Below are 13,906 nucleotides of genomic sequence, written 5' to 3' on the forward strand. Positions count from 1 at the left end.
GGCGCCCGCCGGACAGGAGTAGGATCGCGGCGCCATGCAGATGAATGCCACATACACCAGCTTCGTCGCGGTCGGCGACTCCTTCACCGAGGGGATGTCCGACCGGCTGCCCGACGGTTCCTACCGCGGCTGGGCCGATCTCCTCGCGGCGCGGCTGGCGGCCCGTGCGCCCGGCTTCCGCTACGCCAATCTGGCCGTGCGCGGGAAGCTGATCGGCCAGATCGCGGACGAGCAGTCGGCCGCCGCCGCGGCCATGGGCGCCGACCTGGCGACCCTGGTCGGCGGGCTCAACGACGTGCTGCGCCCGAAGTGCGACGTGGACCTGGTGTGCGCCCGGCTGGCCGAGGCGGCGGACCGGATCGCGCCGAGCTGCGGGCAGCTGGTGCTGATGCGCAGCCCCGGGCGGCACGGCCCGGTGCTCGAGCGGTTCCGGCCGCGCATGGAGCAGCTCTTCGGCTTCGTCGACGAGCTCGCCGCGCGGCACGGCGCGCTGGTGGTGGACCTCTTCGGGGCCGATGTGCTCGGTGACCCGCGGATGTGGGCGGAGGACCGGCTGCACCTGAACGCGGAGGGCCACCGGCGGGTGGCCGAGGCCGTGTGGCAGGCGCTCGGCCATGAGCCGGAGCTCGACTGGCGCGCCCCGCTGCCCCCGTTCGTCCGGCCCGGCTGGGCCGCCCGCCGGGTCTCCGACGCCCGGTTCGCCCGGGAGCACCTGCTGCCGTGGGTCGGGCGCCGGCTGACGGGCCGCTCGTCGGGGGACGGACGGGTGGGGGCGCACTTCGACGCCGAGCTGGGCACGGCCCGGCCGGTGGTCCTGGGCCCGTCGCGCACCGAAGGCTGACGGCCGGAGGCCGGCGGTCAGCGGGTCGCGTCGAGGATGACGCGGGCGACCAGCTCCGGGTCGTCGTTCATGGGCACGTGCCCGCAGCCGGACAGCCGCAGCAGCCGGGCGCCCGGGATCGTCTTCTTGGCGCGGATGCCCTGCCGCGGCACCAGCAGCCGGTCCTTGCTGCCCCAGCCTATGGTGACCGGGACGTCGGGCACGTCGTGGGTGAACCGCCCCGACCGGCCCGCGGCCAGGGTCGCGTCGAAGCCGGTGGCCTCGCGCAGGGCCCGCGTCTCGGCGATCACGGCGTCGGGCGAACGGAGCGCGGGCCGGGCGTAGATGGACCCGACCAGCATCGCCCGCCCCGCGGTCGTACGGGCCAGCCGGGCCACCAGTCTCGGGGGCATGGTCACGGCGCCGTGCCGCATCGCTCTGAGCACCCCGAAGGCGTAGAGGCGTTCGGCCTCGTTCCAGAACCCGGCGGGCGAGAGCGCCGTGACGGAGCGTGCGAGCTTGTCGTGGCCGAGCTGGAGGGCGAGCAGCCCGCCGAGGGAGTTGCCCACGACGTGCGGCTGCCGCACGCCGAGCACCTCGAAGAGCCCGGTCAGGACGGGGAGCACGCCCTGGAGGTCGTAGCGGATCCCGTCGGGCAGCGCCGGGGAGCGGCCGAAGCCCGGCAGGTCGACGGCGATGACGTCGCGCTCGGCGGCGAGGATGCCCGCGACGGGGTCCCACACCTGGAGGTGGTGGCCGATGCCGTGCAGCAGGACCAGGGGTTCCCCGCCGCCGAGCCGTTCGTAGGACACCTCGGCGGTCCGCTCTCCTGCGGGGGTGTCGATGGTGAAGGCGACCGTGTCGGCCATGGGGCGACTCCTCGTCATCCACGGGTCACTGCTGGGCTGTCGAGACAGGATGTCAGCAACGATTACCGCTGGGTAGACCCCGGAACGGCGCGGCCGCCGCGGGTGAGAGGCGGCTCATATGGACAACTCCGGCCCGGTCACGGTGGGATGGACCCCGTGACCGTACGTGACCCCGCGCTCGACGTCTTCGAGGAGCACCGCAGCGTCCTGACCGGCGTGGCCTATCGCATGCTGGGCCGCGTCGCGGACGCCGAGGACGTCGTGCAGGATGCGTGGCTGCGCTGGTCGCGCGCCGACCGCGAGGAGGTGCGCGACGCCCGCGGGTTCCTGGTGCGCGTCACCACCCGGCTGGCGATCGACCGGCTGCGCCAGGTGCAGTCCCGGCGCGAGACCTACGTCGGCCAGTGGCTCCCGGAGCCGCTCGCCACGGACTTCGGGGCGACCGTCCCCGACACCGCCGAGCGGGCCGTGCTCGCCGAGTCCGTCTCGCTGGGCGTGCTGGTCGTCCTGGAGTCGCTCTCGCCGCTGGAGCGCGCGGTCTTCGTGCTCCGCGAGGCCTTCGCGTTCCCGTATCAGGAGATCGCCGCCGTGCTCGACCGCTCGGAGGCGGCCGTGCGGCAGCTCGCCGGACGGGCGCGCCGCCATGTCGACGAGGGCAGGCCGCGGTTCCCGGTGGACGCCGCCGAACAGCGCGCCCTCACCGAGAAGTTCCTGGCGGCCGCGACCGGCGGGAGCCTCGAGGACCTGCTGGCGCTGCTCGCGCCCGACGTGCGGCTCGTGGGCGACAGCGGCGGGAAGTCCAAGGCCCCGCTGCGGGTCCTTCAAAGCGCCGACAAGGTCGGGCGGTTCCTCTTCGCGGTGTCCCGGACGGGCGTGGCCGAGCCGGAGTTCCGCTTCCTGGAGCTCAACGGCCGGCCCGCACTGCTCGTCCTGTCGGCGGGCCGACCGGACAGCGTCCTCAGCATCGAGCTCTCCGGCGACGGCCGGATCGCGGCCGTCTACATCCAGCGCAACCCCGACAAGCTCGCGGGGCTCGCGCCCTGACCCCGGTGTCCCATCGGTCAGTGCACGGAGAAGCCGCCGTCGACGAAGATCGACTGGCCGGTGACATAGGCGGAGGCGCGGCTCGCGAGGAACACCGCCGCGCCGGCGAAGTCCTCGGCCAGGCCGTTGCGTCCGACCATCGTGCGCGCCGCCAGCGCCGCCACCCTCGCAGGGTCGGACGACAGCTGTGCGTTCAGCGGCGTCATCACGAAGCCCGGCACGAGCGTGTTGCAGGTGACGCCGTACGGCGACCACGCCTCGGCCTGTGAGCGGGCCAGCGATTCCAGCGCCCCCTTGGAGACGCCGTAGGCGCCGCTCTGGACGAACGCCCGGTGCGCCTGCTGGGAGGTGATGTGGATGATCCGGCCGAAGCCGCGCTCGGCCATGCCGGGGCCGAACCGCTGTCCCAGCAGGTGGGGCGCCTCCAGGTTCACCGCCATCGTGGTGTCCCAGACCTCGTCGCCCAGCTCGCCCATCGGCGGCCGCAGGTTGACCCCGGCACAGTTGACGAGGATGTCGGGCTCCCCGAACACCCCGGCCGCCTCCTCGGCCGCGGCGCGCACACCCTCGCGGGTGCCCAGGTCGGCGCTCACCCAGCCCGCGCGGCAGCCGTCGGCCGTCAGCTCGTCGACCGTGGCGGTCAGCTCCGCCTCCCTGCGCGCCACGACCACGACGCCCGCCCCGGCACGGGCGAGGGCCCCGGTGATGGCCCGGCCGATGCCGGAACTCCCGCCGGTCACCACGGCCACCCGGCCGTCCAGCGAGAACAGTTCGGAGAGATACGCCTGCGCAGTCATGCCCGCACCCTAGACGGCGCACCCCCGCGGGCGGCGCCCGGCCCCGGCCCGTGCCCGCCCGGTCCGACAATCACGGCATTGGTCTTGACCAAGTCTGTGTGCCGCCTTATGGTCGCAGGCATACTGCAACAACCTTTAATAAAGAAGCGCGCGAAAAGCCTTTGCGGAGGATCAGGGTGGGGACCACGCAGCTGGACACGGTGCCGGAGCCGAAGTACTGGCACCTGAAGACCGTGCTCACCGACGCACTCGACTCCGAGTTCGCGGTGGGCGAGATCCTGCCGAACGAGCGCGAGCTCGCGGCCCGTTTCGGCGTCGCGCGGGCCACGCTCCGCCAGGCACTCGAACAGCTCGAGCTGGAAGGGCGCCTCCAGCGCCGCCGCGGCGTCGGCACCACCGTCGCCCCGCCGCGCATGGGCGTCGCCGTCGGTGACACCGAACACTCCTGGCCCGGCGCCGGTCCGGACGCCTGGCTGGCCGTCGACTGCGCGGACGCGGCGCCGCCCGCGGCCGTCGCCCGTCTCCTGGACACGGTCGGCGGCGAGCTCGTGCACACCGTCCGCCGTACCCGCCGCACCCACGGCCAGCCCGTGGCCGCCGAGTTGCTGTACGTCCCGACGGGCAGCGTGCCGGGGCTCGCCGCCCTCGACGCGCCGTCGGGCGCGGCCCGCGCCCGCGCCGTGCTGCGGGAGTTGCAGCGTCTGGAGCTCGACGGCCAGGACCAGGCCGTGGAGCTCGGCTCCGCCCGCGCCGACGACGCCAAGCAGCTCGACCGGCTGCCCGGCGCGCCCGTGCTCGTGGTGACCACCCGCTATTTCACGGCGGGCCGCACGGGAGCGGTGGCGGTGGCCACCTACCGGGCCGACACCTGCCGGCTCACCTTCGGCGACTCGGGGATGCAGCTGCTGGCCGGCTGACGGCGGGCGCGGCTCAGCGCCGCGCCGTCACCGTGCTCTCGACCGCGAACAGTTGCTCCTCCACGTGGTCGAGGGCCAGGCGCAGCGCGCCCGTAGCGACCGCCGCCTCGCCCAGCAGCGACTGCACCACCCGCGGCGGGCGCAGGCAGTAGCGGGCCAGCTCCGTGCGCAGGGGTTCCAGGACGCCGCTGAGGCCCGCGGCCCAGCCGCCCACCACGACGAGCTCCGGGTCGAGCGCCAGCACCAGGGCGGCCACGTCGTGCACCAGGCGCCGGATGAACCGGTCGACGGCCGCACCGGCCCGCTCGTCGCCCTCCCGGGCCAGCGTGAAGACCCGTGCCACCTGCGCCTCGTCCAGCGGGTGCAGGGGTTCGCCCGTCGTGGACAGCACCACCTCGGGGGTGGCCTCCCGGCCCAGGAGGTGCAGCGCGCCGATCTCCCCGGCCGCGCCGCCGTACCCGCGGTGCAGCCGGCCGCCGATCAGCGACCCGGCGCCCGGGCTCAGCCCGGCCAGGACGAACACCACGTCGTCCGAGGCGGTGGCCGCGCCCTTCCAGTGCTCGGCCACGGCGGCCGCGTTCGCGTCGTTCTCGACCAGCACCGGGCAGCGGAAGGAGCGTTGCAGCCGCTCCCCCAGCGGCAGGCCCGTCCAGCCCGGCAGGGCGGTCCCCAGCCGTACGGTCCCGTCGGCCTCCACGATGCCGGGGCTGGCCACGCCGACCGCCCGCAGCCTGCTGCGGGGCACGCCCGAGCGCTCCAGCAGGTCGGCGACCGCGACCCGTACACACCCCAGGCGCTCGTCGGCCGAGGCGGTCTCCGCGACGTCGAGGGACGTCGAGCCCATGACCCGCCCGCCCAGGTCGGCCATCAGGGCGGCGATCCGGTGCGGGCCGATCTCGATGCCCATCAGGTGGCCGGCCTCCACGCGGAAGCGGAAGCGCCGGGCCGGGCGGCCCTGGCGCCGGGCCTCGCCCTCCTCGGCGGGCACCTCCACGACCAGGCCGGACTCCATCAGCCCCTCGACCACGCCCTCGACGGTGGGCCGGGACAGGCCCGTCACCTTGGTCAGGTCGGTGAGCGTGGGGGAAGCGGGAGGAGCCGCCGCGCGCAGCGCGTGCAGTACCACGGCCGAATTGATCCGCCGCAGCAGAGACGGATCCCCGCCGGTGAGCCGCCCCAACGTGCCGCCTCCTCGCTTTGCGTGCCCTTTGCTGTCGGGTCGGATGGTATCCGGTGCCGGGGAGGGCGGCGAGCCTCGGGACCTCACCCGGGGGCAGGAATTCCGCCCGGGTCCGCTTCCGCGCCTCCGGTCCGCCCGGGGCGACGCTGACGTGCCGCTTCGCCGTCCCGGCGGACGGCGGTGGGGTCCGGTCAGCCGGGGAGCCCGGTCGCGGCGCGCAGCCGCTCGAACTCCTCGGTCATCTTCGGCAGCGGCCAGTGGGCGTTGAGGCCGCTGGGGTTGGGCAGTGCCCAGATCCGGGTGGCGCCGATCGTGCGGTCCTGCGGGCCGATCCGGGCGCGCTTGTCGTCGAAGGCGACGCGGTAGGCGGTGATGCCCGCGACGGCCAGCCAGCGCGGGCGCAGCCGGGCGACCTTCTCGGTGAGGATGCGGCCGCCCTCGCGGAACTCCTCGTCGCTCAGCTCGTCCGCCCGCGCGGAGGGGCGGGCGACGACGTTGGTGATGCCCAGGCCGTACGAGAGCAGTTCGTCCTGCTCGGAAGGCTCCAGGCGGCGCGGGGTGAAGCCGGAGAGGTGCAGGACGGGCCAGAACCGGTTGCCGGGGCGGGCGAAGTGGTGGCCGGTGGCCTCGGACATCAGGCCCGGGTTGATGCCGCAGAAGAGCACGCGGAGATCCTCCGCGACGACATCGGGCACCACCGGGCGTCCCCTCCCCTTTTTCAGGTTTTCAGGCTTCCGGGAAGCCTATACCGCGGGCTGCTCCGTGCCGCAGTGGAGGCACTTGCGGGCCCGCTCCGGGAGGTCCTCCGACAGGCAGGCCGGGCAGGTCTTGAGCGGCCCGGGATCGCCGAAGACGACCAGTCCGCGCCGCGCCTGGACGTGCTTGTAGGGGACGACGATGAGGAAGTAGACGACGGCCATGAAGATGAGGAAGTACACGACGGCGGAGAGGAACGCCCCGAGGTCGAGGTAGGTGGCGCGGTTGCCGGTCCGGCCGAGCTGCCAGCCGAGCCCCATGGAGTGGCCGCCCTGGGCGCGGGTGATGACCGGGTTGACCACGAAGTCGGTGAACGCCTTGATGAGCGTGCTCATCGCGAGGGCGATGATCAGGCCCACGGCCACGGTGACGATGTCACCGCGCATGATGAAGTTCTTGAATCCCTTGAGCACGGCCGTCTCCTAGCGTCGGGCATCCGATGAGACCACGCAGAACGGTACATTCCGGACTTCCGCCTGCGGTGGTACGGCGCGGCCGACCCGGATACGCAGAACGCCCGTGGCGGTGCCCCCTCGGGGAGGGCACCGCCACGGGCGGCCGGGGCTCGGCTGGAGGAGCCGCCGGGCTAGAGGATCGACCCCGGGGTGTACGCGGCGGCCTCCGGGTGGCGCTTGGCGATCTCCTCGATGCGGGCGACGACCAGGGCGACCTGGTCGGCGGCGGCACCGCTGAAGGACAGCTTGTCGGCCATCAGGGCATCCAGACCGGCGCGGTCCAGCGGGATGCGGTCGTCGGCCGCCAGCTTGTCGAGCAGCTCGTTGCGCTCGGCGCCCTGCTCGCGCATGGCCAGCGCGGAGGCCACGGCGTGCTCCTTGATGGCCTCGTGCGCGACCTCCCGGCCGACCCCGGCCCGCACCGCGGCCATCAGCACCTTGGTGGTGGCGAGGAAGGGGAGGTAGCGGTCCAGCTCGCGGGCGACGACCGCGGGGAAGGCACCGAACTCGTCGAGGACCGTCAGGAAGGTCTCCAGCAGGCCGTCGAGCGCGAAGAACGCGTCCGGCAGCGCGACGCGGCGCACCACGGAGCAGGAGACGTCGCCCTCGTTCCACTGGTCGCCCGCCAGCTCGCCGGTCATCGAGGCGTAGCCGCGCAGGATGACCATGAGACCGTTGACGCGCTCGCAGGAGCGGGTGTTCATCTTGTGCGGCATCGCGGACGAGCCGACCTGGCCGGGCTTGAAGCCCTCGGTCACCAGCTCGTGGCCGGCCATCAGCCGGATCGTCTTGGCGAGCGAGGAGGGGGCCGCGGCGAGCTGCACCAGCGCGGTGACGACGTCGTAGTCGAGGGAGCGCGGGTAGACCTGGCCGACGGAGGTGAAGGCGTGCGCGAAGCCGAGGTGGCCCGCGATCCGGCGCTCCAGCTCGTCCAGCTTCGCGGCGTCGCCGCCGAGCAGGTCGAGCATGTCCTGGGCGGTGCCGACCGGGCCCTTGATGCCGCGCAGCGGATAGCGGCCCAGCAGCTCCTCCAGTCGGCCGTAGGCGACGAGCAGCTCGTCGGCCGTGGTCGCGAAGCGCTTGCCGAGGGTGGTGGCCTGGGCGGCGACGTTGTGCGAGCGGCCCGCCATGACCAGCTCGGCGTGCTCGCCGGCCAGCTTGCCCAGCCGGGCCAGGACGGCGACGGCACGGTCGCGGACGAGCTCCAGCGAGAGCCGGATCTGGAGCTGCTCGACGTTCTCCGTGAGGTCGCGGGACGTCATGCCCTTGTGGACGTGCTCATGGCCGGCGAGGGCGTTGAACTCCTCGATCCGGGCCTTCACGTCGTGGCGGGTGACCTTCTCGCGCTCGGCGATCGAGGCCAGGTCGACCTGGTCCAGGACGCGCTCGTAGTCGGCGAGGGCGGCGTCCGGCACCTCGATACCCAGGTCCTTCTGGGCGCGCAGCACGGCCAGCCAGAGCCTGCGCTCCAGGGTGACCTTGTACTCGGGGGACCACAGGACGGCGAGCTCGGCGGAGGCGTAGCGGCCGGCGAGGACGTTGGGAATGCGGGGCTTCAAAGGCGCAGCTGTCACACGACCAGAGTCTACTGGCGGTTCCCGCAGGCCAGCGCCCCGGCTCGGTTCGTGCGTTGCTACGAGAGGGGTCCCGCGGGATGCGTCGTGCACGTGCCGGGCGCGGCGGCGGGTGGGATGGTGGTGCGCGTACACCGGGGAACGCCGACGGAAGGTTGCGCGCGATGGCCGAGCAGGTGGATGTCGTCGTCATCGGCATGGGGCCGGGCGGCGAGCATGTGGCGGGGCGGCTGGCCGAGGCCGGGCTGAGCGTGGTGGGCGTCGAGGCGGAGCTGGTCGGCGGCGAGTGCCCGTACTGGGGGTGCGTGCCGAGCAAGATGATGATCCGGGCGGGGAACCTGCTGGCGGAGGGGCGCCGGATCCCCGGCATGGCCGGGGCGTCGCAGGTGACGCCGGACTGGGCGCCGGTGGCCGCCCGGATCCGCGACGAGGCCACCGACGACTGGAACGACCGGGTGGCGGCCGACCGCTTCACCGGCAAGGGCGGCCGCCTGGTCCGGGGGCACGGGCGGCTGGCCGGACCCGGCCGGGTCGAGGTGGACGGCGAGGTCTTCGAGGCCCGGCGCGGGGTCGTGATCGCGACCGGCACCAAGCCGTCCGTACCGCCGGTGCCCGGCCTGGCGGAGGTGCCGTACTGGACCAATCGCGACGCGGTGTCCGCGAAGGAGGCGCCGGGCTCGCTGCTCGTGCTCGGCGGCGGCGCCATCGGGCTGGAACTCGCGCAGGTCTACGCCCGGTTCGGCACCCGCGTCGAGATCGTGGAGGCCATGGCGGGGCTGATCCCGGCCGAGGAGCCGGAGGCGGGCGAGCTGCTGGCGGAGGTGCTGCGGCGGGAGGGGCTGCGCATCCGGACCGGCGCCCGGGCGGCCCGGGTGCGGCACGGCGGGGACACCTTCACGCTCACCCTGGAGGACGGCACGGAGCTGACGGCCGACCGGCTGCTGGTAGCCACGGGCCGCCGGGTCGACCTCACGGACCTGGGCCTGGAGACCGTGGGACTCGATCCGCAGGCGCGGTCGCTGAAGGTCGACGGCCGGCTGCTGGCGGGGCACGCGCTGTGGGGCGTGGGCGACGTGACGGGGCACGGCGCGTTCACGCACGTCGCGATGTACGAGGCCGAGATCGTCATCCGCGCCGTGCTGGGCGAGGCGGGGCCGGAGGCCGACTACCGCGCGCTGCCCAGGGTGACGTTCACCGACCCGGAGGCCGGGGCCGTGGGGCTGACGGAGCATCAGGCGCGGGAGAAGGGGCTGCGCGTGCGCACCGGCCTCGCACGGGTGCCGTCGTCGACGCGCGGCTGGATCCACAAGGCGGGCAACGACGGGCTGATCAAACTGGTCGAGGACGCCGACCGCGGCGTCCTGGTCGGGGCGACCACGGTGGGACCGACGGGCGGCGAGGTGATGTACGGCCTGGCGGTGGCGGTCCAGGCGGAGGTGCCGGTGGAGGCCCTGCGCCATATGATCTACGCCTACCCGACCTTCCACCGGGGCGTGGAGGCCGCGCTCGCCGATCTCCGGTCGGGCGACGACCACGGGGCGGCGGACCATTAGCAACCAGAATCGTTAGCCTCCCGGACAGTTGGCAACTCGGACAGTTGGCGACAAGGCCACCCTTAACCCATCGGTCACAAGCCGTTCGTGATCACGCAACACCGTTCGGTCAGGGTGGGCCCATGACTGACGAGACCCGTGCGAAGAGCGCGCTCGCGCGCCATCACTGGCGGCGGGATCTGGTGGAGCTGGCCGCCCTGTTCACCGCGGTCGCCGCCGCCGATTCCGTGGCCAACACGGTCGCGCACGGCCCGGACGGCCCCGTCCTGCTGGTCTCCTCGGCCGCCGCGCTGCTCGCCACCGCAGGCTTCCACACCTGGTGGGCGCGGCGGCACCGCACCGCTCCCCCATCCCCCGGCGAGACCCTCGCCGCTGCGCGCGGCGAGGCCGGCACGGCACCCTCGTCCGTCACCGGGCAGAGCACCGCCCTGTGGCGGATGCGGACGACCGTGCGGGACGAGCCCGGCAGTCTCGCCGCGCTGTGCATGGCGCTGGCCCACCACCGCGTCGACATCCTCGCGCTCCAGACGCACCCGCTGGCCGACGGCGCCGTGGACGAGCTCCTGCTTCGCGCCCCGGACGCCCTGACGCCCGCCGAGCTGGCGGACGCCGCTGCCGCGGGCGGCGGCAGCGGCACCTGGCTGGAGCGCGCCGACGCCCACGACCTCGTGGACGCCCCGACCCGGGCGCTCACCCTCGCCACCCGCACGGCCCTGGACGCCGCGGAACTCCCGCTCGCGCTGCGGCAGTTGTTCGGCCGCTGCGCCATCCGCTCGGTGCCCGCAGCCGAGGGCGGCCCGGATCCGGCGGTGCCCCCGGAGGGGGTGTGGGAGGAGACGGTGATGCGGCTGCCCGACCCCTCGGGCGGGACGATCACCATCGAGCGCCCCCATCTCCCCTTCACACCCACCGAGTTCGCCCGGGCCCGCGCGCTGGTCGAGCTGGACGCCCGCCTCGGCCCGCGCGTCCCGCCGCGCAGCGATGTGCTGACGCTGCCCGAGGGCAACGAGATCACCGTGCGCCGCGCCGGACTCGGCGATCTCGACGCGGCGCGCGAGATGCACGAGCGCTGCTCCCCCGCGACGCTGTCCCGGCGCTACCACGGACCGGTCGGCGACGCCGACCGCTATCTCCGCCACCTGCTGAGCCCGCGCTTCGGCCGCACCCTGGCCGCGTACACGGCGTCCGGCCGGCTGGTGGCGCTCGGCCATCTGCTGTGGGACGGCGAGGAGACCGAGATCTCGCTGCTCGTCGAGGACGCGTGGCAGCGGCGCGGGGTCGGCGGCGAACTGCTGGGCAGGCTCGTGGCGATGGCCGCGGACGCGGGGTGCGAGAGCGTCTACGCCGTCACCCAGGCGTCCAACACCGCGATGGTGGCGGCGATGCGCGCGCTGGACCTGCCGCTGGACTATCTGATCGAGGAGGGCACCCTGGTCGTCACGGCCCGCCTCGCCCCGGTCCCGGCCAGGCCCCCGGCCCGTACGGGATCTTCCACCCACAAGCGCTGAAATGCCGCCCCGCCCCGAGATCCCGATCCCCAAATGCCGGTGACGCGGCCGCCTCACGCGTACGAGGATGACCGCATGGCGAACAACACCGTGAATCCGCTTCCCCGTCAGGTCGCCGACGCCTACGTCGACGCGTTCATCGAACTCGACCCGCTCACCGGTACCTATCTCGGGGTGGCGGAGTCCTCGCGGCGGCTGCCGGACTTCTCGCCCGCGGGCGGACGGGCCCTCGCCGACCTGGCCCGCACGACCCTCGACCGGCTGGCCGAGGCGGAGCGGCAGCCGGGCGCGGACAGCGACATCGAGCGGCGCTGCGCCCGCCTGCTGCGGGAGCGGCTCACCGCCGAACTCGCCGTCCACGAGGCGGGCGAGCAGCTGCGCGCGGTCAGCAACATCCACTCCCCGGTGCACTCCGTGCGGCAGACGTTCACCATGATGCCGACGGAGAGCGCCGAGGACTGGTCGGCGGTCGCCGAGCGGCTGCGGGCCGTGCCCACGGCGCTGGAGTCCTACCGCGAGGCCCTCGCCGAGGGCCTCGCGCAGAAGCTGCCCGCGGGCCCGCGCCAGGTGGCCACCGTCATCGGGCAGTTGGACGAGTGGATCGGCACGGACGGCGGCTGGTTCGCGGAGTTCGTCGCGCAGGGCCCCGAGGAGCTGCGCGCGGAGCTCCGGGAGAGCGCCGCCACCGCGACCGGGGGGCTCGTCGCGCTGCGCGACTGGCTGCGCGACGTCTACGCCCCGGCCGTCGAGGGGGCCCCCGAGGTGGTGGGCCGCGAGCGGTACGCCCGCTGGTCGCGCCTGTGGAACGGCACGGATCTCGACCTCGACGAGGCGTACGCGTACGGCTGGTCGGAGTTCCACCGCATCCTCGCCGAGATGCGCACCGAGGCCGAGAAGATCCTGCCCGGTGCGAAGACCCCGTGGGAGGCGCTGGCCCACCTCGACGTCCACGGGCCGCACATCGAGGGCGTCGAGGAGGTGCGGGTGTGGCTCCAGGAGCTGATGGACGAGGCCATCGAGGCGCTGGACGGCACCCACTTCGAACTGGCCGAGCGGGTCAAGCGGGTGGAGTCCCGGATCGCGCCCGCGGGCAGCGCCGCGGCCCCGTACTACAGCTCGCCGTCCGAGGACTTCTCGCGACCGGGCCGGACGTGGCTGCCGACGATGGGCGAGACCCGGTTCCCGGAGTACGACCTGGTGTCCACCTGGTACCACGAGGGCGTGCCCGGCCACCACCTCCAGCTCGCGCAGTGGGCGCACGTGGCGGACCGGCTCTCGCGCTACCAGACCACGGTCGGCCACGTCAGCGCCAACTGCGAGGGCTGGGCACTGTACGCGGAGCGGCTCATGGACGAGCTGGGCTTCCTCGGCGACCCCGGGCGCCGACTGGGTTATCTGGACGCCCAGATGATGCGCTCCACGCGCGTGATCGTCGACATCGGGATGCACCTGGAGCTCCCGATCCCCGAGGACTCGCCGTTCCACCCCGGCGAGCGGTGGACGCCCGAGCTGGCACGGGAGTTCTTCGGGCTGCACAGCGGCCGCCCGGCGGGCTTCGTCGACAGCGAGCTGGTGCGCTACCTCGGCATCCCGGGCCAGGCCATCGGCTACAAGCTCGGCGAGCGGGCCTGGCTGGCCGGGCGCGACGCGGCCCGCGAGGCGCACGGTGACGCGTTCGACGCGAAGGCCTGGCACATGGCGGCGCTGTCGCAGGGTTCGCTGGGCCTGGACGACCTGCTGGCGGAGCTCTCGGCGCTCTGACGCGCGACCGCGGGGGCGGGCCCGGTGCGACATCCGGCCCGCCCCCGCGCTGGGTGGCTCAGATGCGCCAGGTCCGGATGCGGTCGGCGCATTCGTAGACGTCGACGCGGTATTCCTTGATGTCCCTGGCGAGATCCACTATGGAGCCGTAGGGCGGGTCGATGCCCTCGCCCGCGGCGGCCATATAGGCGACGACGACCATGCAGGCGTAGAGGCTGCTGCGCACCGGCAGCGGCTGGAGCCTGACCAGGGTGTGCATCAGGGCGGCGGCACGCCAGGCGGCGTCGGGCTCGTGGTCGAACTTCGCGACGTCGAAGGCGTGCCGGGAGACCGCGGCGGCGAGGGCGGTGTAGTCGTGGACGGCGGGCTCCTCGTACAGCTTCTGCTCCTGTACGCCGAGGAGCCAGGGCAGATCGATGAGCAACGTCATCAGGCGGCCGCACCGCCCTCGGACGGAGGTGCCTCCTCAGGGAAGGCGGCGTCGAATTCCTCTATGTGTTCGTTCCAGAACTTCGCGGCACGCTCCACGAAGCGGCGCCGCTGCTGCTCGCGCACGGACAGGTCGTGCACATAGGCCTTGATGCTCTTCCCGTCGGCGGCAGCGGCCTCACGGATGGCCGCGAGCTCCTCTTCCGTGAATTCAATGTTGAGTGCCGGCATGGCCCCACGGTA

14 protein-coding genes are annotated in these 13,906 nt (G+C 73.7%); 6 read left to right on the forward strand and 8 right to left on the reverse strand.

From position 1 onward, the window contains the following. Positions 1–34 precede the first annotated feature (34 nt). Positions 35–841, forward strand: a complete 807-nt coding sequence (locus tag ABD269_RS18025) for an SGNH/GDSL hydrolase family protein (RefSeq protein ID WP_344119001.1) — start codon at positions 35–37, stop codon at positions 839–841. A gap of 17 nt (positions 842–858) precedes the next feature. Here the strand turns inward: ABD269_RS18025 and ABD269_RS18030 are convergent, their stop codons facing one another. Then, positions 859–1,689, reverse strand: coding sequence for an alpha/beta fold hydrolase (locus ABD269_RS18030; protein WP_344119003.1), 831 nt, complete (start codon positions 1,687–1,689; stop codon positions 859–861). A 156-nt stretch (positions 1,690–1,845) separates the two neighbouring features. Here ABD269_RS18030 and ABD269_RS18035 point away from each other — a divergent pair, with 156 nt between their 5' ends. Next, positions 1,846–2,733 carry an RNA polymerase sigma-70 factor gene (locus tag ABD269_RS18035; protein WP_344119005.1) on the forward strand — a complete coding sequence of 296 codons (888 nt, stop codon included), beginning with the start codon at positions 1,846–1,848 and terminating at the stop codon, positions 2,731–2,733. A gap of 17 nt (positions 2,734–2,750) precedes the next feature. Here ABD269_RS18035 and ABD269_RS18040 read toward each other — a convergent pair whose 3' ends face one another. After that, positions 2,751–3,530, reverse strand: a complete 780-nt coding sequence (locus ABD269_RS18040) for an SDR family NAD(P)-dependent oxidoreductase (protein ID WP_301889471.1) — start codon at positions 3,528–3,530, stop codon at positions 2,751–2,753. Positions 3,531–3,706: 176 nt separating this feature from the next. Here ABD269_RS18040 and ABD269_RS18045 point away from each other — a divergent pair, with 176 nt between their 5' ends. Beyond that, positions 3,707–4,447 (forward strand): GntR family transcriptional regulator, encoded by a 741-nt coding sequence (locus ABD269_RS18045; RefSeq protein WP_344119007.1) that lies wholly within the window; start codon positions 3,707–3,709, stop codon positions 4,445–4,447. Between the two features lie 13 nt (positions 4,448–4,460). Here the strand turns inward: ABD269_RS18045 and ABD269_RS18050 are convergent, their stop codons facing one another. From ABD269_RS18050 to purB, 4 genes are all read right to left on the reverse strand, one after another. Next, positions 4,461–5,627 (reverse strand): ROK family protein, encoded by a 1,167-nt coding sequence (locus ABD269_RS18050; protein WP_344119009.1) that lies wholly within the window; start codon positions 5,625–5,627, stop codon positions 4,461–4,463. Between the two features lie 191 nt (positions 5,628–5,818). After that, on the reverse strand, positions 5,819–6,325 hold the full coding sequence (gene mug / locus ABD269_RS18055) for a G/U mismatch-specific DNA glycosylase (protein WP_344119011.1): 507 nt from the start codon (positions 6,323–6,325) through the stop codon (positions 5,819–5,821). A 45-nt stretch (positions 6,326–6,370) separates the two neighbouring features. Then, positions 6,371–6,796: an MscL family protein gene (locus tag ABD269_RS18060; RefSeq protein WP_116210473.1), complete on the reverse strand. Its 426-nt coding sequence runs from the start codon at positions 6,794–6,796 to the stop codon at positions 6,371–6,373. A 173-nt stretch (positions 6,797–6,969) separates the two neighbouring features. Further along, entirely contained in the window at positions 6,970–8,412 is a 1,443-nt protein-coding gene (purB, locus tag ABD269_RS18065; protein ID WP_344119014.1) for an adenylosuccinate lyase, read from the reverse strand. 164 nt (positions 8,413–8,576) lie between these two features. On the opposite strand from purB, the gene ABD269_RS18070 reads away from it, so the two are divergent. The 3 genes from ABD269_RS18070 to ABD269_RS18080 all read left to right on the forward strand — a co-directional run bounded on the left by ABD269_RS18070 (position 8,577) and on the right by ABD269_RS18080 (position 13,234). Continuing rightward, complete coding sequence (locus tag ABD269_RS18070; protein ID WP_344119016.1) at positions 8,577–9,965, forward strand: dihydrolipoyl dehydrogenase family protein; 1,389 nt, start codon at positions 8,577–8,579, stop codon at positions 9,963–9,965. A 122-nt stretch (positions 9,966–10,087) separates the two neighbouring features. After that, positions 10,088–11,473, forward strand: a complete 1,386-nt coding sequence (locus ABD269_RS18075; protein ID WP_344119018.1) for a GNAT family N-acetyltransferase — start codon at positions 10,088–10,090, stop codon at positions 11,471–11,473. A gap of 75 nt (positions 11,474–11,548) precedes the next feature. Next, the gene (locus ABD269_RS18080) at positions 11,549–13,234 is read left to right on the forward strand and encodes a DUF885 domain-containing protein (RefSeq protein WP_344119020.1); all 1,686 of its coding nucleotides are present in this window, start codon (positions 11,549–11,551) and stop codon (positions 13,232–13,234) included. A 58-nt stretch (positions 13,235–13,292) separates the two neighbouring features. On the opposite strand, the gene ABD269_RS18085 is transcribed toward ABD269_RS18080, so the two are convergent. Continuing rightward, complete coding sequence (locus tag ABD269_RS18085; protein WP_116210477.1) at positions 13,293–13,664, reverse strand: toxin Doc; 372 nt, start codon at positions 13,662–13,664, stop codon at positions 13,293–13,295. Next, on the reverse strand, positions 13,664–13,894 hold the full coding sequence (locus ABD269_RS18090) for a hypothetical protein (RefSeq protein ID WP_116210478.1): 231 nt from the start codon (positions 13,892–13,894) through the stop codon (positions 13,664–13,666). Before ABD269_RS18090 ends, ABD269_RS18085 begins: the two co-directional genes overlap by 1 nt. Positions 13,895–13,906: the final 12 nt, after the last annotated feature.

It is taken from the genome of Streptomyces blastmyceticus (assembly GCF_039521185.1).
Taxonomy (GTDB): Bacteria; Actinomycetota; Actinomycetes; order Streptomycetales; family Streptomycetaceae; genus Streptomyces; species Streptomyces blastmyceticus.

Bases quoted from the DNA above. Each gene is read 5' to 3' on its own strand.
- ABD269_RS18040 (WP_301889471.1), bottom strand. From the start codon at position 3,530: ATGACTGCGCAGGCGTATCTCTCCGAACTGTTCTCGCTGGACGGCCGG.
- ABD269_RS18090 (WP_116210478.1), bottom strand. From the start codon at position 13,894: ATGCCGGCACTCAACATTGAATTCACGGAAGAGGAGCTCGCGGCCATC.
- ABD269_RS18025 (WP_344119001.1), top strand. From the start codon at position 35: ATGCAGATGAATGCCACATACACCAGCTTCGTCGCGGTCGGCGACTCC.
- ABD269_RS18070 (WP_344119016.1), top strand. From the start codon at position 8,577: ATGGCCGAGCAGGTGGATGTCGTCGTCATCGGCATGGGGCCGGGCGGC.
- ABD269_RS18080 (WP_344119020.1), top strand. From the start codon at position 11,549: ATGGCGAACAACACCGTGAATCCGCTTCCCCGTCAGGTCGCCGACGCC.
- ABD269_RS18085 (WP_116210477.1), bottom strand. From the start codon at position 13,664: ATGACGTTGCTCATCGATCTGCCCTGGCTCCTCGGCGTACAGGAGCAG.
- ABD269_RS18075 (WP_344119018.1), top strand. From the start codon at position 10,088: ATGACTGACGAGACCCGTGCGAAGAGCGCGCTCGCGCGCCATCACTGG.
- ABD269_RS18030 (WP_344119003.1), bottom strand. From the start codon at position 1,689: ATGGCCGACACGGTCGCCTTCACCATCGACACCCCCGCAGGAGAGCGG.